Origin of the sequence: Streptomyces sp. CCM_MD2014, from assembly GCF_000772045.1 — a bacterium.
In the GTDB taxonomy this organism is placed as follows: domain Bacteria; phylum Actinomycetota; class Actinomycetes; order Streptomycetales; family Streptomycetaceae; genus Streptomyces; species Streptomyces salinarius.
Window position 1 is genome coordinate 2,682,162 of sequence record NZ_CP009754.1, and the last position, 22,985, is coordinate 2,705,146.

The 22,985-nt window shown below is 71.4% G+C and carries 19 protein-coding genes; 10 read left to right on the forward strand and 9 right to left on the reverse strand.

From position 1 onward, the window contains the following. Positions 1–27: 27 nt before the first annotated feature. The 3 genes from gltX to NI25_RS11560 form a co-directional block, all read right to left on the reverse strand. Positions 28–1,512, reverse strand: a complete 1,485-nt coding sequence (gene gltX, locus NI25_RS11550; protein WP_061442371.1) for a glutamate--tRNA ligase — start codon at positions 1,510–1,512, stop codon at positions 28–30. Then, a complete protein-coding gene (locus NI25_RS11555) occupies positions 1,505–2,281 on the reverse strand; it encodes a fumarylacetoacetate hydrolase family protein (RefSeq protein ID WP_061442372.1) in 777 nt (258 codons plus the stop codon). Before NI25_RS11555 ends, gltX begins: the two co-directional genes overlap by 8 nt. A gap of 127 nt (positions 2,282–2,408) precedes the next feature. Next, a complete protein-coding gene (locus NI25_RS11560) occupies positions 2,409–2,597 on the reverse strand; it encodes a hypothetical protein (RefSeq protein ID WP_061442373.1) in 189 nt (62 codons plus the stop codon). 601 nt (positions 2,598–3,198) lie between these two features. Between NI25_RS11560 and NI25_RS11565 the strand changes: the two genes are divergently transcribed. The 8 genes from NI25_RS11565 (at position 3,199) to NI25_RS11600 (ending at position 13,984) form a co-directional block, all read left to right on the forward strand. Next, entirely contained in the window at positions 3,199–7,182 is a 3,984-nt protein-coding gene (locus NI25_RS11565) for a nitrate- and nitrite sensing domain-containing protein (protein ID WP_061442374.1), read from the forward strand. 9 nt (positions 7,183–7,191) lie between these two features. Beyond that, positions 7,192–7,605 carry a roadblock/LC7 domain-containing protein gene (locus NI25_RS11570; protein WP_003973453.1) on the forward strand — a complete coding sequence of 138 codons (414 nt, stop codon included), beginning with the start codon at positions 7,192–7,194 and terminating at the stop codon, positions 7,603–7,605. A 111-nt stretch (positions 7,606–7,716) separates the two neighbouring features. Continuing rightward, positions 7,717–8,115 carry a DUF742 domain-containing protein gene (locus NI25_RS11575; protein ID WP_007387727.1) on the forward strand — a complete coding sequence of 133 codons (399 nt, stop codon included), beginning with the start codon at positions 7,717–7,719 and terminating at the stop codon, positions 8,113–8,115. Continuing rightward, complete coding sequence (locus NI25_RS11580; protein ID WP_061442375.1) at positions 8,096–8,671, forward strand: GTP-binding protein; 576 nt, start codon at positions 8,096–8,098, stop codon at positions 8,669–8,671. Before NI25_RS11575 ends, NI25_RS11580 begins: the two co-directional genes overlap by 20 nt. A 402-nt stretch (positions 8,672–9,073) precedes the next feature. Next, entirely contained in the window at positions 9,074–12,331 is a 3,258-nt protein-coding gene (locus NI25_RS11585) for a nitrate- and nitrite sensing domain-containing protein (RefSeq protein WP_061442376.1), read from the forward strand. Between the two features lie 10 nt (positions 12,332–12,341). Next, positions 12,342–12,755 carry a roadblock/LC7 domain-containing protein gene (locus tag NI25_RS11590; RefSeq protein ID WP_004983065.1) on the forward strand — a complete coding sequence of 138 codons (414 nt, stop codon included), beginning with the start codon at positions 12,342–12,344 and terminating at the stop codon, positions 12,753–12,755. Positions 12,756–12,849: 94 nt separating this feature from the next. Then, positions 12,850–13,422: a DUF742 domain-containing protein gene (locus tag NI25_RS11595; RefSeq protein ID WP_061442377.1), complete on the forward strand. Its 573-nt coding sequence runs from the start codon at positions 12,850–12,852 to the stop codon at positions 13,420–13,422. Next, on the forward strand, positions 13,403–13,984 hold the full coding sequence (locus NI25_RS11600; protein WP_030216560.1) for a GTP-binding protein: 582 nt from the start codon (positions 13,403–13,405) through the stop codon (positions 13,982–13,984). The genes NI25_RS11595 and NI25_RS11600 overlap by 20 nt, the downstream gene beginning before the upstream one ends. 285 nt (positions 13,985–14,269) lie before the next feature. Here the strand turns inward: NI25_RS11600 and NI25_RS11605 are convergent, their stop codons facing one another. The 3 genes from NI25_RS11605 to NI25_RS11615 form a co-directional block, all read right to left on the reverse strand. After that, on the reverse strand, positions 14,270–14,467 hold the full coding sequence (locus NI25_RS11605) for an acyl-CoA carboxylase epsilon subunit (RefSeq protein ID WP_061442378.1): 198 nt from the start codon (positions 14,465–14,467) through the stop codon (positions 14,270–14,272). Positions 14,468–14,484: 17 nt separating this feature from the next. Next, the gene (locus tag NI25_RS11610; RefSeq protein WP_061442379.1) at positions 14,485–16,068 is read right to left on the reverse strand and encodes an acyl-CoA carboxylase subunit beta; all 1,584 of its coding nucleotides are present in this window, start codon (positions 16,066–16,068) and stop codon (positions 14,485–14,487) included. 154 nt (positions 16,069–16,222) lie between these two features. Continuing rightward, positions 16,223–18,598: a polysaccharide lyase 8 family protein gene (locus tag NI25_RS11615; RefSeq protein WP_061442380.1), complete on the reverse strand. Its 2,376-nt coding sequence runs from the start codon at positions 18,596–18,598 to the stop codon at positions 16,223–16,225. A 147-nt stretch (positions 18,599–18,745) separates the two neighbouring features. Here NI25_RS11615 and NI25_RS11620 point away from each other — a divergent pair, with 147 nt between their 5' ends. Beyond that, entirely contained in the window at positions 18,746–19,303 is a 558-nt protein-coding gene (locus NI25_RS11620; protein ID WP_061442381.1) for a YceI family protein, read from the forward strand. Here NI25_RS11620 and NI25_RS11625 read toward each other — a convergent pair. Further along, complete coding sequence (locus NI25_RS11625; RefSeq protein ID WP_061442382.1) at positions 19,290–19,865, reverse strand: cysteine hydrolase family protein; 576 nt, start codon at positions 19,863–19,865, stop codon at positions 19,290–19,292. The two genes, NI25_RS11620 and NI25_RS11625, sit on opposite strands and share 14 nt — an antisense overlap. A 4-nt stretch (positions 19,866–19,869) precedes the next feature. Then, positions 19,870–20,490: a TetR/AcrR family transcriptional regulator gene (locus NI25_RS11630; protein WP_061442383.1), complete on the reverse strand. Its 621-nt coding sequence runs from the start codon at positions 20,488–20,490 to the stop codon at positions 19,870–19,872. Between the two features lie 83 nt (positions 20,491–20,573). On the opposite strand from NI25_RS11630, the gene NI25_RS11635 reads away from it, so the two are divergent. Further along, on the forward strand, positions 20,574–21,542 hold the full coding sequence (locus NI25_RS11635) for a DMT family transporter (protein WP_061446877.1): 969 nt from the start codon (positions 20,574–20,576) through the stop codon (positions 21,540–21,542). A 15-nt stretch (positions 21,543–21,557) separates the two neighbouring features. Here the strand turns inward: NI25_RS11635 and NI25_RS11640 are convergent, their stop codons facing one another. Further along, entirely contained in the window at positions 21,558–22,922 is a 1,365-nt protein-coding gene (locus NI25_RS11640; RefSeq protein WP_061442384.1) for a hypothetical protein, read from the reverse strand. Positions 22,923–22,985 lie beyond the last annotated feature (63 nt).

The window sequence follows — 22,985 nt, forward strand, 5'->3', positions numbered from 1 at the left end:
CCGCCGTCTGCGCCTCGAGCGCGGGCGTTACGCCGCGAGCCGCGCCAGCGCCGCGTCGATGCGGGCCAGCGCCTTCTCCTTGCCCAGGACCTCGAGGGACTCGAAGAGGGGCAGGCCGACCGTGCGGCCGGTGACGGCGACGCGGACGGGGGCCTGGGCCTTGCCGAGCTTGAGGCCGTGGGCCTCGCCGGCGGCCAGGACGGCCTCCTTGAGGGCCTCCGGGGAGGTCCAGTCGGCGGCGTCCAGCTTCTCGCGGGCCGTGGTCAGGAGCGCGTCCGAGCCCTCCTTCATGGCCTTGGTCCAGCTCGCCTCGTCGAAGACCGGCTCCGGCAGGAACAGGAAGTCGACGTTGTCGGTGATCTCGGAGAGCACCTTCAGGCGGGTCTGCGCGTGCGGCGCGATCGCCTGCCACTTGGCCTCGTCGAAGTCCTCCGGCGCCCAGGGGGCGACGGGGGCCTTCAGCCAGGGGCGGCAGCGCTCGGTGAAGTCCTTGACCTCGAGGAGGCGGATGTGGTCGGCGTTGATCGCCTCGCACTTCTTCAGGTCGAAGCGCGCCGGGTTGGGCTGGACGTCGTTGACGTCGAAGGCCGCGACCATCTCCTCGATGGTGAAGATGTCCTGGTCGGCGGAGAGCGACCAGCCGAGCAGGGAGAGGTAGTTGAGCAGGCCCTCGGGGAGGAAGCCGCGCTCGCGGTACAGGTTGAGGCTCGACTGCGGGTCGCGCTTGGAGAGCTTCTTGTTGCCCTCGCCCATGACGTACGGCAGGTGGCCGAAGGCGGGGATCTCCTTGGCGATGCCCAGCTCGGTCAGCGCCTTGTACAGGGCGATCTGACGCGGGGTGGAGGAGAGCAGGTCCTCGCCGCGCAGGACGTGGGTGATCTCCATCAGGGCGTCGTCGACCGGGTTGACGAGCGTGTACAGGGGCGCGCCGTTGGCCCGGACGATGCCGTAGTCCGGGACGTTCTCCGGGAGGTAGGTGATCTCGCCGCGGACCAGGTCCGTGAAGGTGATCGCCTCGTCGGGCATCCGGAAGCGGACGATGGGCTCGCGGCCCTGGGCCTTGTACTCCTCGACCTGCGCGGCGCTCAGGTCGCGGCAGTGGCCGTCGTAGCCGGAGGGCTTGCCGGCGGCGCGGGCGGCCTCGCGGCGGGTGTCCAGCTCTTCCTGGGAGCAGTAGCAGTGGTAGGCGTGGCCGGCGTCCAGGAGCTTGTGGGCGACGTCCTTGTAGAGGTCCATGCGCTGCGACTGGCGGTACGGCGCGTGGGGGCCGCCGACCTCGGGGCCCTCGTCCCAGTCGAAGCCCAGCCAGCGCATCGAGTCCAGGAGCTGGTTGTACGACTCCTCGGAGTCGCGGGCCGCGTCGGTGTCCTCGATGCGGAAGACCAGCGTGCCCTGGTGGTGCCGGGCGAACGCCCAGTTGAACAGGGCGGTGCGGACCAGGCCCACGTGGGGGTTGCCGGTGGGGGACGGACAGAAACGGACGCGTACGGGGGAGCCGGATGCGCTAGCCACGCTTGACAACCTTGTTGGTGAGAGTGCCGATGCCTTCGATGGTGACGGCGACCTCGTCGCCGACGTTGAGGGGGCCGACGCCGGCCGGGGTGCCCGTGAGGATCACGTCACCGGGGAGCAGCGTCATCGCCTCGGAGATGTTGACGATCAGATCCTCGATGGAGTGGATCATCTCGCTGGTGCGGCCGAGCTGGCGCTGGCCGCCGTTGACCGTGAGCTGGATGGTCAGGTCGCTCGGGTCCAGGTCGGTCTCCACCCAGGGGCCCAGCGGGCAGGACGAGTCGAAGCCCTTGGCCCTGGCCCACTGCTTCTCGCGGCGCTGGACGTCGCGGGCGGTGACGTCGTTGGCGCAGGTGTAGCCGAAGATCACGTCCTTGACGCGCTCGCGCGGGACCTCGCGGCACATGCGGCCGATGACGACGGCGAGTTCGGCCTCGTGGTGCAGTTCCTCGGTGAAGGAGGGGTACTGAATGGCGTCGCCGGGGCCGATCACGGAGGTGGACGGCTTGAAGAAGGCGAACGGGGCGTCGGGCACCTCGTTGCCGAGTTCGCGGGTGTGCTCGGCGTAGGTGCGGGCGAAGGCGACGACCTTGTTGGGGAGTACCGGCGGCAGGAGCCGCACCTTGCTCAGGGGCACCTTGGTGCCGGAGAGCTCGTAGTCCGCGAACGGGATGCCCTTGATGATGTCGAGGACGAGCTGGTCCGGCTGGTCGCCCTCGACCGCGCCGAAGGCGACGTTCCCGTCGATGGAGAACCTGGCGATGCGCACGGGTTGCTTGGCCCCTTGACTGAGCTGGCTGGAGTCTGACGCTCCAGGCTATCGCGGTGGGCCTGGTCCGCCCGGCAGGTCGTCGGAGGCCGGGCCGCCGCTGAACGGACGGCGGCCCCGAGGCGTACTACTCTGCGACCGACGCCGCGGCCGGGGCTTCCATGAGGATCGTGCGGCGGGGGTTGGCGGTCTGGGCGGGGAGCTCGACGGCGTGCTCCGGCTGCTCCGGCGTCCGCAGCTCGTCGGCGTCCTTGAGGTGCGCCAGCGTCGTGCGTCGCGGGTTGGCGATCTTGTGGAACATCATCGTCGTCTTCACGGTTGTTCTGAGCCCTGTCGTGTCCGGGCGCCCGAGGGCGTGGAGAGCCCCTGCGAGGGCGCGGGTTGTCGGTTTTGCCTTCTCTGTAAAGCGTCAGGCTAGACACGCCATTCCCCGCAGCCCGCGGGGGAGACCAGGAACCAGGTGTGAGTTTGCTCACTTATCAAGGGTCAAACCGGTCAATTGCGACGCCGACGCCACTCCGACCAATCAGACATTGCACACCTGAAGCCATCATTCCGCTGCTGATCATGGCGACTGGGACACCCGCCCCACCTCGGCGACTCGCGCACATACGTCCGCTTTGCGGGTGATCATCTTCTACGTCAGGTGACTCGCCCCTCACGTGCTGTCACGTATCTCACGGCCTGCCCCACGGGCCTTGTTGGAGATCCTGCACTGTGCTGGAATTCCACGGACCGCCGCAGGATCGAGCCGGCGCACAGGGGGCGCACACCAGCGCCGAGCGGCGGCGAGAAGGGGGAACCAGCGCCGGTCACTCACGACCAACACAGGGGCGTATTCAGGGCGCCCCTTTGACGCCGACACCGTGCCCGGCCGTTCACGCGGAGGGGCGCCTGGTCCAGAGGTTGCGACGCTAGTGCAGGGACGTTTCAAGAGGGATGGCAGCGCTTCGGCGGAGCCGGAGCCGCAGGGCGGGACTGGCCCCAAGGCCGTCAGCTCCTCGCCCCAGCACGCCCAGAACCCGGGTCAGACCCAGCCCGGGGACGGCGGGGAGCGCGCCGGTCAGGCCGCCGACCCGTCCGCGCCCGGCCAGCAGCCGCCCGCCAAGCCGGCCAAGGGCCCGACCGGCCCCGGCCCGCGAATAGCCCTGCGCAACTGGCGGATCTCCACGCGTCTGGTCTCGCTGCTGGCGCTCCCGGTGGTCGCGGCGACCTCGCTGGGTGCGCTGCGCATCAACCAGTCGATCGACGACATCCAGCAGCTCGAGAACATGAAGCTGCTGACCGAGATGACCAAGCAGGCCACCGAGCTGGCGCACGCCCTCCAGGAGGAGCGCGACCAGTCCGCCGGCCCGCTGGCCCACGGCTCGAAGTCCAGCGCCATCGCCGTCAAGGGCGACCGCGAGCAGACCGACCGGGCCCTGAAGAACTTCCTCGACAAGTCCGAGCAGATCGACGCGGCCAGCAAGGACGGCCAGCTCGTCGGCGTCCGGGACAGCCTCGTCGGCATCGCGAGCGACCTGAACGACCTGACCAAGATCCGCAGCACGGCGTACACGGCGAAGGACAACTCGACCCAGACGGTCGAGTCCTACCACCGCCTGATCACCCACCTGCTCGACCTCTCGCAGGACATGGCGGAGGCGACCAGCAACTCGGAGATGATCCAGCGCACGCGCGCCCTGTCGGCCTTCTCCTCGGCCAAGGAGTACGCCTCCATCCAGCGCGCGGTCCTCGCCGCGGCGCTCCCCGCGAACAACACGGACAAGGGCGACCTCGCCGAGAACGACCGGCTGTACGCCCAGTCGGCGCTGCAGAGCCAGACCTCCGAGATCCGCAGCTTCAGCAGCATCTACGGCGAGGGCGCGGAGGACCTGCTCAAGCCGATCACCGAGGGCAACCCGGTGATCGAGGCGTCCGACCAGTACGCGGGCCGCGCCCTCGGCAAGGAACACGGTCTGGAGAGCCTGAAGTCCCGGTCCTACCAGGACTGGCTGGACGACAGCTCGACCAAGATCCAGCAGATGAAGAACATCGAGCTGAAGCTGCTGGAGGACATGGAGCAGCAGGCCCGTGAGCTGCGCAACGAGTCCGAGCGAGAGGCCATCATCTCCGGTGTCCTCATCCTGCTCGTGCTCGGCGTCTCCCTGGTCGGCGCGTTCGTCGTGGCCCGGTCCATGATCCGCTCGCTGCGCCGCCTGGAGGACACCGCGACCAAGGTCGCCCAGGACCGCCTGCCCGAGCTGGTCAAGCAGCTCTCCGAGACCGACCCGCAGGACGTCGACACCTCGGTGGAGTCGGTCGGCGTGCACTCCCGGGACGAGATCGGCCGAGTGGCCGCGGCCTTCGACGACGTGCACCGCGAGGCGGTTCGCCTCGCCGCCGAGCAGGCCCTGCTGCGGGGCAACGTCAACGCGATGTTCACCAACCTCTCGCGCCGCTCCCAGGGCCTCATCCAGCGTCAGCTCTCGCTCATCTCCGAACTGGAGTCCCGCGAGGCCGACCCGGACCAGCTGTCCTCGCTCTTCAAGCTCGACCACCTCGCGACGCGTATGCGCCGTAACGGTGAGAACCTCCTCGTCCTCGCCGGTGAGGAGCCCGGCCGCCGCTGGACGCGTCCGGTGCCGCTGGTCGACGTGCTCCGCGCCGCCGCCTCCGAGGTGGAGCAGTACGAGCGCATCGAGCTGGCGTCCGTGCCGAGCACCGAGGTCGCCGGCCGTGTGGTCAACGACCTCGTGCACCTGCTCGCCGAGCTGCTGGAGAACGCGACCTCGTTCTCCTCGCCGCAGACCAAGGTCAAGGTCACCGGCCACGCGCTGCCCGACGGCCGCGTGCTGATCGAGATCCACGACACCGGCATCGGCCTCTCGCCCGAGGACCTCGCCGCGATCAACGAGCGGCTCGCCTCGCCGCCCACCGTGGACGTCTCCGTCTCCCGCCGCATGGGTCTGTTCGTGGTCGGCCGCCTGTCCCAGCGCCACGGCATCCGCATCCAGCTGCGCCCCTCCGACTCCGGCGGTACGACCGCGCTGGTCATGCTGCCGGTCGACGTCGCCCAGGGCGGCCGCAAGCCGCAGCCCAAGCCCGGCCAGCCCGGCGCGGGCAGCGGCGGTCCGGCCGCCGCGCAGGCGGCAGCCGGTGTCGCCGCGGCCCGCCGCGGCGGTCAGGGCGGCGGCGCCCTCGGCGGTGGCGGTGCGTTCGGTGGCGGTGCTCCCGGCGCCGGTACGCCGGGCGGACGGCTCGGCGCCGGTCAGGGAGCGCGGGCCGCACTGCCCGGGCGCGACGCGGGCGGTCGCCCGGGTGCGCCGGGTGGCGCACCCGGACCCCAGTCCCCGGCGGGTCCGGGCCGGCAGAACCGTCCGGCTCCGGCCGGTGCGGGCGCCGGTGCCGGTCAGGCGCCCGGTGCTCCGCAGGGCCTGCAGGCCGCGGGCCTGAACGCGCCGCAGGGCAACGCGCCGACGAACAACGCCTCGCAGGGGCAGGACATGTTCGGCGGCACCCGCACTCCGGCCGCGCCCCCGCAGCGCGGCAAGCGCGGAACGGGCGGCGACGCCGACCAGGGCCGTCGTCCGCAGCTGCCCCCGCGCGGCGGTCCCCGGGCCGAGCTGCCCGGCGGCAACCCCCAGCCCCGCGTGCCCAGCTGGAGCGACGAGAACGCGCAGCCGCCCGTGCCGCGCGCCTCGCTGGACGCCCCGCGCGGCCACGACGAGCCGGACAGCTCCCGCACCGACCTGACCCCGCGCCTCGACGAGAGGCAGGGTCCGGGCTCGACCGCGGAGATGCCGGCGGTGCCCCGGTTCGGCGAGCCCCAGTCCCCCGCCGCCACGGCCGAGTTCGCCCGCCCCGACTTCGACGCCCCGGCGCCGCGACGGGACGAGCCGCAGGACACGGGCCAGTTCGCCCAGCCCGGCCAGAACCAGTACGACGGCCAGAACCAGTACGACGGGCGGAACCAGTACCAGGACCCGTTCGCACAGGACCGGTTCGGGCAGGGTCAGTACAGCCAGGGCGGGCCCGGCCAGGGCCAGTACGACGGGGGCCGGTACGACGGCGGCCGGTCCGGCGAGGAAGCCTCGCGGGGCGACCAGTTCGCCCGGCCCGAGCCGGCCGCTCCGCAGCAGGACGGCGGACCCTTCGTCCGCTCGGACGTCTTCGGCGGACAGCCCGGCCCGGCGGCCCCGAACGGGCCCTCGGCCGACCGCTTCGCCGGCGCCCAGGGTTACGACAACGGCTCGACCGGACAGCACGACCTGCCGGCCCGTCAGAACCCGGCGGCCACCGGGCAGTTCGAGCGTCCCCAGGTGGGCGGCACGCAGGGCGGCAACGACTTCGGCGCCCCGCGTCCACCGGCCCCGCAGCGGCCGGCCCAGCCGGAGTCCGTGGGCCAGAACACCAACGGAACTCCCCCGCAGCGGCCCCAGGACGGATGGGCCCTGCCCCCGGCCTCCGGTCCCGGTGACGGACGTACGCCGCTGTACGACACGCTGGAGACCAACTGGTTCCACGGGGACCGCGAGTCGAGGGCGCCGCAGGCCGCCCCGGCCGCCGCCCCGGAGCCGCAGGCCCCCCAGCCCCAGACCCCGGCGGCCCCCCAGCGACCGGCCACCTCCTCCTGGCGCAGCTCGCCGAACGACGATCTCGTCCGGCAGGCGGAGCGCGTCAGGCAGCCGGCCGCGGGCGGGGTCACCACCTCCGGCCTCCCGCGCCGGGTGCCCCGGGCCAACCTCGTCCCGGGGACGGCTCAGCAGCAGTCGCACCAGAGCGGTCCGGCGGTTTCGCGTGCGCCCGACGACGTGCGCGGCCGGCTGACCAATCTCCGTCGGGGAATCGCACAGGGCCGGCAGGCCGGTAACAACCAGACCGGCAGCTACCCGCGGCCCACTCACCAGCAGGAGCGTTAGTTGAGCCCGATGAGCCAGGCGGCACAGAACCTCAACTGGTTGATCACGAATTTCGTGGACAACACCCCGGGGGTGTCCCACACCGTCGTCGTGTCCGCCGACGGACTCCTCCTGGCGATGTCCGAGGGCTTCCCTCGTGACCGCGCCGACCAGCTCGCGGCCGTCGCCTCGGGGCTGACCTCGCTGACCGCCGGGGCGTCCCGGATCTTCGAGGGCGGCAACGTCGCGCAGACGGTCGTGGAGATGGAGCGGGGCTTCCTCTTCCTCATGTCCGTCTCGGACGGCTCGTCCCTGGCCGTCCTCGCGCACCCGGAGTGCGACATCGGCCTCGTCGGCTACGAGATGGCGCTCCTGGTCGACCGCGCGGGCGCGGTCCTCACACCCGACCTGCGCGCCGAACTACAAGGCAGTCTGCTCCACTGATCGGCCCCGGCACCACCCGAGTTACCAAATCACCGTCCGGCCGCCACAATCCCCCCACCGGCCTCGTCAGACGGCACGACTGACCAACCTGCTGTCCCGCCCGGAGGATTCATGACCCCGCCCACCGCCTCTCATGATCCGTACGCGGAGCCGTACGAGGACGAGGGCGACCAGCCGCTGGTACGTCCCTACGCGATGACCGGTGGCCGGACCAGGCCGCGCTATCAGCTCGCCATCGAGGCACTGATCAGTACGACGGCCGACCCGGCAGCGCTCATGGGGTTGCTCCCCGAGCACCAGCGGATCTGCCACTTGTGCCGCGAGGTGAAATCGGTGGCCGAGGTGTCGGCCCTGCTGGCGATGCCGCTGGGCGTGGCGCGGATCCTGGTCGCGGACCTCGCGGAGGCCGGGATGGTCGCGGTCCACCAGCCCGGCGGCGACGAGAACAACGGCGGTGCGCCGGACGTGACACTGCTCGAAAGGGTGCTCAGTGGACTTCGAAAGCTCTGACGGAGGGCGGGCGACCACCTCCGCGAAGATCGTGGTGGCCGGCGGCTTCGGCGTCGGCAAGACCACGTTCGTGGGCGCCGTCTCCGAGATCAACCCCCTGCGCACCGAGGCCGTGATGACCTCGGCCAGCGCCGGGATCGACGACCTCACGCACACCGGGGACAAGACGACCACGACGGTCGCCATGGACTTCGGCCGCATCACGCTCGACCAGGACCTGATCCTGTACCTGTTCGGCACTCCGGGCCAGGACCGGTTCTGGTTCATGTGGGACGACCTGGTGCGCGGCGCCATCGGTGCGGTCGTGCTGTGCGACACCCGCCGTCTGGCCGACTGCTTCCCTGCCGTCGACTACTTCGAGAACAGCGGTCTGCCGTTCGTCGTCGCGCTCAACGGCTTCGACGGGCAGCAGCCGTACACGCCGGACGAGGTGCGCGAGGCGCTGCAGATCGGTCCGGACACGCCGATCATCACGACCGACGCCCGGCACCGGGCCGACGCGAAGTCCGCACTGATCACGCTGGTCGAGCACGCGCTGATGGCCCGCCTGCGGTAGGCCCGTCAACCGTCGCAGCCAAGTCGGCGGAGCGCTACGGCACTTGTCGTAGACGGTTCGGAGCCGACTGTGTCCTTTGACACGGTCGGCTCCGCTGTTCATAACGTTTCGGCAGAGGAATCGGGTGGTACCGACACGCGACGCGGTCAGGTGGTCTCGCTGCGCGCACGAACGCCCCGTCTTTTGACGGGCCTCGCTCTTTATGACCGTTTTACGTGGGGCTTACATCACGTGTAACCCCCGCGTTCCACTGTTTGGAAGAGCGCTGGTCGCCGTGCTGGAATGCCAGAACTGCCCAATGGTCAAAGACGTACTCAGCAGTAGCGCGTACTCGATGACGGACTGGGTTCTGAGACACAGCGGCACGACACAGGTGCCGACCGCCGAGAGGTTGTTGGTCGAGTGAGGCGAAGCAAGAACAGTCCCGAGCCATCGGCCCGGGGCAACTTCACCCCGCCGCCGCGCACAGCGGCGTCCGCCCCCGCCCCCGCTGCGGAACCCCAGCCCGAGCCCGCCTCCAGTGGTGGCCGTTTCACGCCGCGGAACTGGCGGGTGACCACCCGGCTGAACGCGATCCTGCTCATACCCGTGCTGGTCGGCCTGGTCATGGGCGGCTTCCAGGTGAAGAGCTCGATCGACACCTGGCAGGACGCCGAGGACGCCGAGAGCACGGCGCGTCTCGTGCGCGCCTCCCTGGGTTACGCCACCGCCCTCTACAACGAGCGCGACGTCACGGCGGCCCCGCTGCTGCAGGGCAAGGGTGAGAAGGACGCCGCCGTCGTCAAGGCCCGCCAGGCCACCGACGAGGCGGCCGACACCTTCGACCAGGCGGCCCAGGGCATGCCCGACAAGGCGGGCCTGGAACGCCGGCTGAAGGTGTTCCGCGAGCAGGAGCCCAAGCTCCAGACGCTGCGGGCGGCCGCGTACACCTCCAAGCTCAAGGGCGTGGAGACCGAGGAGGGTTACACCGGCGTCGCCCACCCCTTGATGGAGTTCGCCAACGAGCTCGGTCTGGGCACCGGCAACATCACCTCCTACGGCCGGACCGTCTACGCGATCTCGCTGACCAAGGCCGCGCTCTCCCTCGAGCGCTCCATCGGCATGCACATGCTGGTCAAGCCGGGTCCGGAGCCCGGCCACCTCGCCAGCCAGCGCGTCGCGCTCTCCTCGTACGCCTACCTGGAGCGCATCGCGGTCGAGGAGTACATCGGCGGCGGCACCGAGGCGGACGCGCAGAAGCTCGAGGACGCCGAGGCGAAGCTCAAGGAGGACGGCGCGGCCATGGCCAAGGAGGCCAAGGCCAAGGACCCGGACTACGTGCCGCCGCCGTCCAACCCGACGACGATGATCTCCGAGCTGGCCGGACTCGAGTCCACGGACACGAGCGCGCGTGCGGAGCTGGCCCAGCAGGGCATCACGCCGGAAAACTGGTGGGCGGTCAACACCCTCAAGTTCGACGCTTACCAGAAGATCGAGTCGGACCTCGCGGACAAGGCGGTGTCCGAGGCGTCCACGATCGCCGACGACGCCGAGCGCGACGCCTACATCACGGGTGCCGCGGTCGTGACCGCGCTGCTCGCCGCGTTCGTCCTGGCCGGCATGGTGGCCCGCGGCATGAGCCGCTCCATGCGCCAACTGCGCAACGCCGCCTTCGGCATCGCCGAGCAGCGCCTGCCGATGCTGGTCGACCAGCTCTCCCGCACCGACCCGGGCCGGGTCGACACCAAGGTGCAGCCGATCCCGATCACCTCGACCGACGAGATCGGCGAGGTCGCCCGCGCCTTCGACCAGGTGCACCGGGAGGCGGTCCGGCTCGCCTCCGAGCAGGCCCTGCTGCGGGGCAACATCAACGCGATCTTCACCAACCTGTCGCGCCGCAACCAGTCGCTGATCGAGGGCCAGCTGAGCCTGATCACCGACCTGGAGAACAACGAGGCCGACCCCGACCAGCTGGAGAACCTCTTCCGGCTGGACCACCTGGCCACCCGTATGCGCCGCAACGGCGAGAACCTCCTGGTCCTCGCCGGTGAGGAGCCCGGCCGCCGCTGGGACCAGCCGGTGCCGCTGGTGGACGTGCTGCGCGCCGCCTCCTCCGAGGTGGAGCAGTACGAGCGCATCGAGCTGTCCGGTGTGCCGGAGGCCGAGATCCACGGCCGCGCCGTGACCGACCTCGTGCACCTGCTCGCCGAGCTGCTGGAGAACGCCACCACGTTCTCCTCGCCGCAGACCAAGGTCCGCGTCACCGCGACCCGGCTGCCCGACGGCCGCGTGATGGTCGAGATCCACGACAAGGGCATCGGCCTGACCGCCGAGGACTTCGCGGACATCAACCACAAGCTGGCCAACCCGCCGACCGTGGACGCCGCGATCTCGCAGCGTATGGGCCTGTTCGTGGTCGGCCGGCTGTCCGACCGGCACGGCATCCGCGTCCAGCTCCGCCCCTCGGGCGAGCAGGCCGGCACCACCTCGCTGGTCATGCTCCCGGACGCCATCACCCACGGTGGCGGTGGCGAGCAGCAGCAGCGCGACGAGTTCACGGTCTCGCAGATCATCCCGGAGCAGAACTTCCGGGGCGAGAGCTTCGCGCAGGTCGGCCAGCCCATGCGGACCGCGGCCGAACTGGGCTTCGACGACAGCCGCTACGCCGAGATCCCCGACGACATCCGCGAACTCGACCCGGTCGGCCGCTCGCTGATGCGCGAGGAGCGCCGCGCGGCCCTGGAGGCCCAGTCGCAGCCCGAGCTGCCCGGCCCCGCGGACCCGGTCGAGGGCGGGAACACCGAGGCCACCGGCTTCCAGGACCAGTTCACCGGACAGCAGCAGGGCTACGACCAGGCTCTCGACGGCTACCAGCAGCAGCCGAACGGTACGTACCAGGAGTCGCCCAACGGCACGTACCAGGAGTCGCCCAACGGCGCGTACGGGGAGTCGCCCAACGGCGCGTTCGACCAGCAGGCGTCGTACGCCGACCAGCAGCAGGCGTACCGCGAACCGCAGCAGGCGTCGTACGACGAGCAGTACTACGCGCCGAACGGCGGCCTGCCGGAGAACGGGAACCACTCCCCCTTCGAGCAGCGGCGCCACCAGGACGACTGGCCGCAGCAGGACGGATACCAGAACGGATATCCGGACCAGTACTCCGCGAGTGCCCCGCAGGCGCAATCCGCCCAGGCCGCTGACGTGAACGAGGCGGACCGCGTAGGCTTCGACCGTCCGGGGCCGGCCCCCTCCGCCGCCCACGAGCTGACCGACGCCGGTCTTCCCCGCCGCGGATCCACCGCGAGCGGCGCGGGCGATGCGGGGCACGTGGGCCAGGAGACGCCGGCCGCCGCACCGGGGGCGGGCGGCGAGGGCACCTGGCGGTCGGCCAACGACGACCGCTGGCAGCAGGCTTCGGCGCTGCGCAGGCCCAAGGCGGGCGGGGTGACCTCCTCGGGGCTGCCGCGGCGGGTTCCCAAGGCCAACCTGGTCGAGGGCGCGGCCGAGACCACTCCCCAGGGAGGCCCCCAGGTCTCCCGCGCTCCGGAGGACGTCCGGGGCAGGCTGAGCAACCTGCGGCGCGGCGTCGAACGGGGCCGCAACGCAGGCAGTGAAACGAACGGCCAGGACACAAGGAATGAGCACCGTGGTCCTGACAGCACCTACAACCAGGAGCGTTAGTGTGAGCCCGATGAGCCAGGCGGCGCAGAACCTGAACTGGTTGATCACCAACTTCGTGGACAACACCCCGGGGGTGTCCCACACGGTGGTGGTCTCCGCCGACGGACTCCTTCTGGCGATGTCCGAAGGGTTCCCCCGCGACCGAGCCGATCAGCTCGCGGCCGTCGCCTCCGGCCTGACCTCGCTGACCGCGGGTGCCTCGCGCATCTTCGAGGGCGGCAGCGTGAACCAGACGGTTGTGGAGATGGAGCGCGGATTCCTCTTCATCATGTCCATCTCCGACGGCTCGTCCCTCGCGGTTCTCGCACACCCCGAGGCGGACATCGGTCTCATTGGGTACGAGATGGCCCTTCTGGTGGACCGTGCGGGCACGGTTCTGACCCCTGATCTGCGGGCGGAGCTCCAAGGGAGCCTTCTCAACTAAAGGACAGACGGTGCGTTTTGGCGTCCCGTGGCCGTAAAGTTTCGGGACGCGGCTCCACAGCGATGGGTGCCAGGCACAGTCGGAGGAGGAAGAAGTGGCAACACCCCCAGGCGGTCCGTCAACGGGCAACTGGTCGTACGGCCCCGGTCAGGGCCAGGGCGACGGCTCGGCGAACGGGTACGGCTACCCCTCCGTGCCGAACCACCGGCAGCCGTACGCGCCGCAGGGCCCCGGCCCTTCGCCGTACGACCAGCCGCAGGCTCCGCGCATCCAGCCCGTGCAGCCGCAGCGCCGCACCCCTGAGCCGGCGCCCGCCGGGGCGTCGAACAACCCCCTGGTGCGCCCGTACGCCATGACGGGCGGCCGCACCAGGCCCCGGTACCAGCTCGCCATCGAGGCGCTGGTGCACACCACCGCGCAGCCGCACCAGATGCAGGGCCAGCTGCCCGAGCATCAGCGGATCTGCAACCTCTGCCGGGAGATCAAGTCGGTGGCCGAGGTCTCGGCCCTCCTGACGATCCCTCTCGGCGTGGCCAGGATCCTCGTCGCCGACTTGGCGGAGGCGGGACTGGTCGCCATCCATCAGCCCGGCGGCGACGAGAGCGCCGGCGGCCAGCCAGACGTGACACTGCTCGAAAGGGTGCTCAGTGGACTTCGCAAGCTCTAGCGGCGGTCCTTCCCGCTCCACCACTTCCGCGAAGATCGTGGTGGCGGGCGGCTTCGGCGTGGGCAAGACCACGTTCGTCGGCGCTGTCTCGGAGATCAATCCGCTGCGCACCGAGGCCGTGATGACATCCGCGTCGGCGGGCATCGACGACCTCACCCACACGGGGGACAAGACGACCACGACGGTCGCCATGGACTTCGGCCGCATCACGCTCGACCAGGACCTGATCCTGTACCTCTTCGGTACGCCCGGCCAGGACCGGTTCTGGTTCATGTGGGACGACCTGGTGCGCGGCGCCATCGGCGCGATCGTGCTGGTCGACACGAGGCGTCTGGCCGACTGCTTCCCGGCCGTCGACTACTTCGAGAACAGCGGCCTGCCGTTCGTGATCGCGCTCAACGGCTTCGACGGGCAGCAGCCGTACCAGCCGGACGAGGTCCGCGAGGCCCTGCAGATCGGCCCGGACACGCCGATCATCACGACGGACGCGCGGCACCGGGCCGACGCGAAGTCGGCGCTCATCACTCTCGTGGAGCACGCCCTGATGGCCCGCCTGCGCTGACGCGCCGCCGAGCCTGCGGCAGGCGTGCCGCGCCCCAGCCTGCGGGCAGTCGTGCCTCCCCCAGTGCCTTAAGGGCCTGGGAGGCGTCCCCAGGGCGGCACGGGTGGGCGCAGACGGCACCCCCCGCCCGCTGGCGCCGGGTTGCGCGACGCCCCCTGCGGCCACCGGGCTGCCGGGGGCGGTTTCTTTGCCGGGTGCGGGCAGTCCGTGGCCGGTCGCGCAGTTCCCCGCGCCCCTGAACGAGCGAGGCCCCTCCTGGCGGAGGGGCCTCGCTCGTGTCTCTGGTCAGCGCCAGCTGTGCGGCGCCCTGAAACCCGGCTCGCGTTCCAGGCGGCGCCAGCCCGCGCGGGCGCGGCCGCCGCCGTGGGCCGGGGCGATCTCGGCGGGGCGGGCGGCGGCGCGGGCCAGGAGGAGGGCCGTGATGGCGGCGACTTCCTCGGGCTCGGCGTGGCCCTTCTCGACGCGGATGTCGGCAGGGGACATGGAAGTGGCTCCTCGGGTCACTGCGGCGGGTTGCCGTGCTTGCGGGAGGGCAGGTCGGCGTGCTTGGTGTGGAGCATCGCCAGGGACTTGACCAGCACCTCGCGGGTCTCCGCGGGGTCGATGACGTCGTCGACCAGCCCGCGTTCGGCCGCGTAGTAGGGGTGCATCAGCTCGGCCTTGTACTCCTTGACCATGCGGGCCCGCATGGCCTCGGGGTCCTCGGCGTCGGCGATCTGCCGGCGGAAGATGACGTTGGCGGCACCTTCCGCGCCCATGACGGCGATCTCGTTGGTCGGCCAGGCGTAGGTGAGGTCGGCGCCGATGGACTGGCTGTCCATGACGATGTAAGCACCTCCGTACGCCTTGCGCAGGATGAGCGAGATCCGGGGCACGGTCGCGTTGCAGTACGCGTAGAGCAGCTTGGCGCCGTGGCGGATGATGCCGCCGTGCTCCTGGTCGACGCCGGGCAGGAAGCCGGGTACGTCCAGAAGGGTGATGATCGGAATGTTGAAGGCGTCGCACATCTGGACGAAGCGGGCCGCCTTCTCCGACGCCTCGATGTCCAGGACGCCGGCCAGCGCCTGCGGCTGGTTGGCGACGATGCCGACGACCTGGCCGTCCAGGCGGGCCAGGGCGCAGATGATGTTGCGGGCCCAGCGCTCGTGCACCTCGAGGTACTCGCCCTCGTCGACGAGTTCCTCGATGACCTTGGCCATGTCGTACGGACGGTTGCCGTCCGCCGGGACCAGGTCGAGGAGCACGTCCGAGCGGCGGTCCACGGGGTCCGACGACTCGTGGCGGGGCGGGTTCTCCCGGTTGTTCTGCGGGAGCAGGGAGAGGAGGTAGCGGACCTCGGCGAGGCAGGTCTCCTCGTCGTCGTAGGCGAAGTGGCACACGCCGGACGTCTCGGCGTGCACGTCCGCGCCGCCCAGGCCGTTCTGCGTGATCTCCTCGCCGGTGACGGCCTTGACCACGTCGGGGCCCGTGATGAACATCTGCGAGGTGTCGCGGACCATGAAGACGAAGTCGGTGAGGGCGGGGCTGTAGGCCGCGCCGCCCGCGCACGGGCCGAGCATCACGCTGATCTGCGGGATGACGCCGGACGCCTTGGTGTTGCGCTGGAAGATGCCGCCGTAGCCGGCGAGGGCGCTGACGCCCTCCTGGATGCGGGCGCCGGCGCCGTCGTTGAGGGACACCAGCGGGGCACCGGCCGCGATGGCCATGTCCATGATCTTGTGGATCTTCGTGGCGTGCGCCTCGCCCAGCGCGCCGCCGAAGATCCGGAAGTCGTGGGCGTAGACGAAGACCGTGCGGCCCTCGACCGTGCCCCAGCCGGTGATGACACCGTCGGTGTACGGCTTCTTGCTCTCCAGGCCGAACCCGGTCGCCCGGTGCCGTCGCAGCTGCTCGACCTCGCGGAAGGAGTCCGGGTCCAGGAGCAGCTCGATCCGCTCACGCGCCGTCAGCTTGCCCTTGGCGTGCTGCGCCGCCGTCGCCTTCTCGCTCGGTCCGGCCAGCGCCTGCGCACGGATCTCGTGCAGCTCGGCCACTCGCCCGCGCGCGTCCGTCGGCTCACCCGGCGCCTCATCCAAAACGGTCATGTAGCGACTCTACGAAGCCGACCAAGGATTGCGAGCCGTCGACTCCGTACAGTCTCCGGCCCGTTTTCCTGGTAGCACTGAACAGAACCCCCATCCCATGCAGCCCTTTCGACTGTTCAGAGGGCCTCTGGCTTGTAGGGGTCACACAAACCCGTCAGCTGAGAGTCACCTCACATTCATGGGTGGTACATGCCATCCCTGGAGTGACGCGGAGGTGCAGTCGGCGGCCCGTCGCGAGGATCTCGACCGTCTCGTCGGCCCGCGCCACCGCGCTCACCGGGTGGTCCCAGACGATCTCCAGTGGCTGTCCCGTGCGCGGCGGTTCGCTCACGCTGAGCGTAGCGGTACGGCCGCTGCGGCGGACCAGCACGCTCGCCCCGGCGGACGCGGTGAGCGGACCCGCGGTGCCGGCCTGCCAGAAGTCGGCGGCCGTGAGGCCGAGGGAGGGGACGGTGACCGCCTGGCGGCGGGCGTCGTTGGCGAGGACCTTCAGCCAGCGGTGGTCGGCGGCCCGCCGGGCCACGGCCCCCCGGGAGGCGCCCGGCATGACGATGTAGACGTAGCCGGCGTCTGCCGGGTCGGTGCCGTGGTCGAGCCAGAGGGTCTGCCAGCGCCGGGTGCGGCGCTCGGTCGTGCTGGTGGTGTTGATGTCGGACCAGGCGCCGGTGCGGTCCTCGCGCAGCGTCCGCAGGCCGCCCTCCGGCACGATCCAGCCGCCGTGGCCCTCCAGGTGGGCCCAGTGCCGGCCGCGTACGAGGGTCTGGGTGCCGCCCTCCCCCAGGTTGCGGTTGTCCACGACCGTCTCGACCGGGACGCCGTCCGCGCACGTGATCCCGGCGCCCAGACAGACCACCGCGTCGTCGAGGAAGAACCAGGACTTGCGCGCCTCGAGGGTGGAGCCGAGGCCCTTGAGGTGCTGGCCGACGGCCGCGTAGGTGCCGTCGGTCGTGCCCCCGACCCAGCGCACGTCGGGCTTGGGCTCGCCCCATTCGCCGCCCGCGCGGTCGGGCAGGCGCTTGGTGGAGACGGTGGTGCCGGGCAGCCGGTACCAGTCGACGGTCGGCCAGAACCAGTCCGTGTACTGATCGGCCCGAGCGGCCCGAGCGGCCCGAGCGGCCCGACCGGGCCGGTCCGCGCCGCTCCCGTTCGCCCACCAGGTGAGCATCCCCGCGCCGGTGTGCCAGCCGCGCGGGTTCTCGCCGTTGCCGCACTCGTAGTGGGCGATGCGGTCACTCGCCATGGCGAGGCCCGCGGTGAAGGCGGGGCGGCGGTGGACGGCGCGGTCCATGGCGGCGAAAAGACGGTGCCCGACGGGTTCGGGGGCGGCCTCGCCCGGGGTGTCGGCGATCGCGTGCAGCCGGGCCAGGTCGGCGACCGGGAACTGGGGCGCGGTGAGGAGCGGGGTGACGGTGTCCCGTTCGATCCAGCTCTTGATCCGGGCGTACCAGCGCTCGCGCTCGGCGTCGCTCGCACCGCCGGCGAGGACCGCCATGGCGGCGATGATCTGCTGGCCGTGGAAGTGGTCGCTGCGCATGACGTGCAGGTCGTCGCTCTTGAGGTAACCCCGGCTGATGGCCCGCCCGTTGACGATGTCCATGACCAGTCCGTCGTGGATCAGGGGCGCGTAGGCGTGCTCGACGCTGTCGAGGACGATCTGCCTGCCCGGGTCCTTCACCTCCCACTCGGAGCCGGCCAGCAGGGTGAACAGCCGACCCAGTCCGTCCAGCATGACCTGGCCGTACGTGCCCGAGTAGGCGACCCAGGTGTGCTGGACGAACGAGCCGTCGGCGTAGAGGCCGTCGCCCTTGGTGACGTACGGGAAGACGGGCGAGAGGGCGTCGCGAGCGAGGGCGATCTTGTCGGGGGCCCGGCCCAGGATGCCGCGCAGGGCGACGGAGCGGCACAGGTCGACGCGGTTGGCCCCGGTGGAGGTGCCGGAGTAGTCGCCGAGCATCGCGTCGGGGACGAAGTGGTCGACGGCCGCGCAGGCGGCGGTCACCCGGTCGGTGCCGAGGTGGTCGTACAGGGCGGCCGTGATGTCCATCAGGAGCCGGGGGCTGCCGATCTGCCATTCCCACCAGTTGCCGTAGCGGGTGGTGGCCGGGTTGTAGACGGTGGCCGAGAGGTGGTCGAGGCCGCGCAGGATGTCGGCGAGGAGGGCGGGATCGCCGGTGGAACCGGTGCCCTCCTGGACGTACGCCTGGGTCATCGTCCACAGGCGTCCGTAGGCGAAGGTGATGCCGGCGGGCGGGTCGAAGGGGTGGCCGGGCCACAGGGAGGTGGGAGTGGGGGCCATGGTGGCGCGGTGGTCGCGGGCGCGCCCGCCGGTCTCGGCCAGGCGGGAGGCGTACGGCTCGGCGGCCGGGTCGTAGCCGGTGCCCAGGGCGATCCCGAGCCAGCGCCGGCGGAGGGTGTCGTAGGGGTCGGCCGCGGCTGCCGCGGGGCGGGGGACGGCCGTGAGGGCGGCGGTCGCGGCCGCCGCGAGCAGGATCGCGCGGCGGGTGGGTGCGGTGGGGCGCTGTGGGGTCATGCTCATGCCATCTACCACGTCGAGGACCGGAGGGGAACGGCGCCGCGACACGTGCCGCGAAGCGGTTGATGGCGGCCTGGAATAGGTCTACAGTCGATCCCGTTGGACTGGTTGAACATTCAACTTCAAGGGTTCCCGGAGGACACCATGACCACCACCCCCGACCTCTCCACGCTGACCGGCGACTACACCGTCGACCCCGCCCACACGACGATCGGCTTCACCGCGCGCCACGCCATGGTCACCAACGTCAAGGGCAAGTTCCTCGACTTCACCGGCACCCTCCACCTGGACGGCACCGACCCGTCCCGGTCCACCGCGTCGCTCGACATCACGATGGACAGCATCGACACGGGCTCCCCCGACCGGGACGGCCACCTGAAGAGCTCCGACTTCTTCAACACGGGCGAGTACCCGACGATGACCTTCCGCTCCACCAAGGCGGAGTCCCTGGGCGGCGACGACTACCGCATCACCGGCGACCTGTCGATCCTCGGCACGACCAAGCCGCTCACGATCGACCTGGAGTTCAACGGCGCGGCCAAGGACCCGTTCGGCAACGAGCGCGTCGGCTTCGAGGGCAAGGCGGAGATCAAGCGCTCGGAGTGGGGGCTCACCTGGAACGCGGCCCTGGAGACGGGCGGCGTACTGGTCTCCGACAAGATCAAGCTGAACTTCGACATCTCGGCGATCAGGCAGGCCTGACGCCCGGTGCCCCCTCGGGGGCGGAGAAGTCCACATCGGCGGCGGCCCGGACCCGGATACGGCGGCCGGGCCAGCCGATCATGCGGTAGACGGCGTTGCACTGCGCGATCGAGCGGTCGGCCGGGACGAGGTCGACGTCCTCCTCGGTCCGCACCGACGTGGTGTGCCCGTCGGCGACGACGACCAGGTCGTAGCCCCGGCTCAGCGCCTGCCGTGCCGTGGTGTCCACGCAGACCTCCGTGGCGAACCCCGTCACGATCACCTCGGTGACGCCCAGCGCCCTCAGGGTCTCGTCGAGGCCGGTGCCGAGGAAGCTGTCCGGGGTCGTCTTGTCGACGACCGTTTCCCCCTCCCGCGGGGCCAGCGCGGGCACGATCTGCCAGCCCTCGGTGCCGGGCACCATGCCCTCGCCCCGCTGCCGCACGGTGACCACCGGCACTCCGGCCGCGCGGGCCCGCTCGCTCAGATCCGCGATCGCGGCGACCGTCTCGGCGGCCCGGTGCGCCATGGCGACCGTGGTGTTCTGCATGTCGATGACGAGAAGCGCGGCGGTGGACGGCATGCCCTCACTCTAGGGGTGCGCCCCGCCCGGATGCCGCCGCATTCTCCAGCAACTCCCGCGCCTGGCCGAGGGCCTGGCCGAACGGGTCGGGCAGGATCCCCAGCCCGTACGAGACCAGGGCGCCCTCGTGCAGCAGCATCAGGGTGCGCCCGAGGCGCTCCGCGCCGGCCGTGTCGATCTCCCCGGCCAGGCGGGTGAACAGGCCGAGCATCCACCGCTTCTGCCCCGTGATGACCGGGTACGCCGGATGGGCCGGGTCGCTGATCTCGGCGTGCGCGTTGATCATGCTGCACCCCTTGCGCCCGTACTCCCCGGCCCACGTGCGCGAGGCCTCGAACACCTCCAGGATCCGGGCGGCCGACCCCTGCTCCGCGACCGCCTCCAGCCGGCCGGCGAGCAGTTCGCGCCAGCGCTCGTCGCGTCCGGCCAGGTACTCCACGACGATCTGCTCCTTGGAGCCGAACCGGTCGTACAGCGTCTTCTTGGTCACCCCCGCCTCGGCCGCGACGAGGTCGACGCCCACGGCGTGGATGCCGTGCTCGTAGAACAGCCGCTCGGCGGCCTCCAGCACCCGTCGGGCGCCGGGCGTCATCCGGACGCGGCGCGGTTTCTCTTCTGGACCCATGACGCCAAGTATACCGGTCTGTATAGTGGGCATCCGAGGCGAGTAAACCGATCTGTCTACTCCGGACTCTGGATGTGGTCCACGTGAACGCCCTGCTCTCGGTCGCCTTCGTCCTGTGCTGGAGCTCCGGCTTCATCGGCGCCAAGCTCGGCGCGGGAACCGCCGACGCGAGCACGCTCCTGATGTGGCGCTTCCTGCCGCTCGCCGCGGTCCTGTCGGCAGCCGCGGCCTTCTCCCGCCCGGCATGGCGGGGCCTGACGATCCGTGACGCCGGCCGCCAGATCGCCGTCGGCGCCCTCTCCCAGAGCGGCTACGTGCTCGGCGTGTTCTACGCCGTCCAGCTCGGCGTCTCCAGTGGCACCACCGCCCTGATCGACGGCGTCCAGCCGCTCGTGGCCGGCGCGCTCGCGGGGCCGCTGCTGCGGCAGTACGTCTCGCGCCGGCAGTGGCTCGGTCTCTGGCTGGGCCTGGCGGGCGTCGCCACGGTCACCCTGGCCGACGCGGGGGCGGCGGGCGCGGAGGTGCCCTGGTGGGCGTACTTCGTGCCCTTCCTCGGCATGCTGTCGCTGGTGGCGGCCACCTTCCTGGAGGGCCGCTCGTGCGCGCCGGTGCCGCCCCGGGTGTCGATGACGATCCACTGCGCGACCAGCGCCGTCCTCTTCTCGGTCCTGGCGGCCTCGCTCGGGACCGCCGTCCCGCCCGCCGACTCCTCGTTCTGGCTGGCGACCGGCTGGCTCGTGGTGCTGCCCACCTTCGGCGGTTACGGCCTGTACTGGCTGATCCTGCGCCGGTCCGGCATCACCGAGGTCAACACCCTCATGTTCCTCATGGCCCCCGTCACGGCGGTGTGGGGTGCCCTCATGTTCGGCGAGCCCTTCGGGGTCCAGACCGCCCTCGGCCTGGCGGCCGGCCTCGCCGCCGTGGTCGTCGTACGGCGCGGGAACGGGGCGGACCGAACGCGTCGGCCCGCGCGGCCCGCGCGGCTCGCTCGGCCGGGACGGTCCGGCACCGACCGTCCCGCGGTCGCGAGGCCGGCGGCGGGCAGGCGCTGACGCCCTCCGGGCGCCTCAGAAGCCGCCGCCGAAGTCACCGCCTCCCCCGCCGAAGTCGCCGCCACCGCCGAAGTCACCGCCACCGAAACCGCCCCCGAAGTCACCGGGGTCGAAGTCGCCGCCCGAGACGTCACCGCCCTCGTAGCCTTGGAAGTCGCCGTACCCGGTGCCGTAACCGGCTCCGTAGGCCGGACCGGCCATCATGCTGCCCAGCATGGTGCCGACGAGCAGGCCGGGCAGGATGCCGCCGCCGAAGTAGCCGCCCGCCCAGGGGCCGTAGGCCGGACCCGCGTCCCAGTAGGGGCGGCGGCCGTACTCGGTGTCCACCTCGCGGATCATCGGGTCCCGTCCGTCGGACAACCGGGCCCGGTCGGCGGCGCAGACCGGGACCTGTCGGGTCGTGCCGCCCGGCGGGGTCCAGGTGGCGTCGGCGACCGACGGACCGTGGCGCGGGTCGAAGAAGCAGGGCGGCCGGCGTTCGGGCAGCGGCCTGCCCTCGCGGCGGGCGGCGAGCTGAGCGAGCGAGAAGCGGCCGTCCTCCACCGCCTGGGTGACGGCCCGCACGTCCTCCGGTTTGCGGGCGTCCGCCATGTACGCCTTCGCCTGCTCGTAGGCGTCGAGGGCGCGTTCGTAGTCCGCGCGCATCGCGTCGTCGGCGCCCGGTTCCGCCGGGTGGAAGTCCAGCCGGTCCAGTTCCTCGCCGAACGCCGTGATGTCCTCGTCGACCACCACCCGCAGCCGCTCCAGCGACTCCCGCTGCTCCGCCTCGCGGCGACGGCGGTTGCGCCGGGAGAGCGCGTAGACGCCCGCGCCGCCGACGACCACCACCGCACCCGCGGTGATGAGGGCGCCCGTGGGCGCGGACGTACCGCCGGAGTCCCAGGACGAGGGGGCCGAGCCGCGCACGCTGCGCAGCGCGTCGTCGACGAAGTCGTTCAACTGGGCCTTGGGGTCGCCCGCGCCCTGGACGGCGGTGACCAGGTTGTGCACGCCCTGGCGGCTCAGCACGCTGCTGTCGGCACGGGCGTCGAAGCGGTCTCCGAGGCGGATGCCGTACAGACCGGTGATGCCGGTCTCGGTGCGGAGGTTCTGGAAGAGGTCCGCGGTCGGGTAGCCGGCCGGGAGGACCGCGACGAAGACGGGTTCGCCCGCGTCCTCGATCTTGTCGGCGAGTGCGTCCGCGTCCGACTTGGACAGCAGGTCGGACGCGGCCGGGTCCACGTACACGGGACTCTCGCGCAGGGCGGCGCCGATCTCGGAGACGTCGGTCTGCGCCTGCGCGCCGGGCGCACCGGACGCGCCGGCCATCAGCACCGCCAGCGCGGCGACGACCGGCGCGACCAGGAGGCGTATGAGGAGGTGCATACGAACGCCACTCATACGATTGGCGTACCCGAATGCGCATCAATCAGACATAAGGTGCGCTCATCTCGTCGAGGGCGC

Bases quoted from the DNA above. Each gene is read 5' to 3' on its own strand.
- NI25_RS11570 (WP_003973453.1), top strand. From the start codon at position 7,192: ATGAGCCAGGCGGCACAGAACCTCAACTGGTTGATCACGAATTTCGTG.
- NI25_RS11575 (WP_007387727.1), top strand. From the start codon at position 7,717: ATGACCCCGCCCACCGCCTCTCATGATCCGTACGCGGAGCCGTACGAG.
- NI25_RS11590 (WP_004983065.1), top strand. From the start codon at position 12,342: ATGAGCCAGGCGGCGCAGAACCTGAACTGGTTGATCACCAACTTCGTG.
- NI25_RS11605 (WP_061442378.1), bottom strand. From the start codon at position 14,467: ATGTCCCCTGCCGACATCCGCGTCGAGAAGGGCCACGCCGAGCCCGAG.
- NI25_RS11610 (WP_061442379.1), bottom strand. From the start codon at position 16,068: ATGACCGTTTTGGATGAGGCGCCGGGTGAGCCGACGGACGCGCGCGGG.
- NI25_RS11615 (WP_061442380.1), bottom strand. From the start codon at position 18,598: ATGACCCCACAGCGCCCCACCGCACCCACCCGCCGCGCGATCCTGCTC.
- NI25_RS11620 (WP_061442381.1), top strand. From the start codon at position 18,746: ATGACCACCACCCCCGACCTCTCCACGCTGACCGGCGACTACACCGTC.
- NI25_RS11625 (WP_061442382.1), bottom strand. From the start codon at position 19,865: ATGCCGTCCACCGCCGCGCTTCTCGTCATCGACATGCAGAACACCACG.
- NI25_RS11630 (WP_061442383.1), bottom strand. From the start codon at position 20,490: ATGGGTCCAGAAGAGAAACCGCGCCGCGTCCGGATGACGCCCGGCGCC.
- NI25_RS11640 (WP_061442384.1), bottom strand. From the start codon at position 22,922: ATGAGTGGCGTTCGTATGCACCTCCTCATACGCCTCCTGGTCGCGCCG.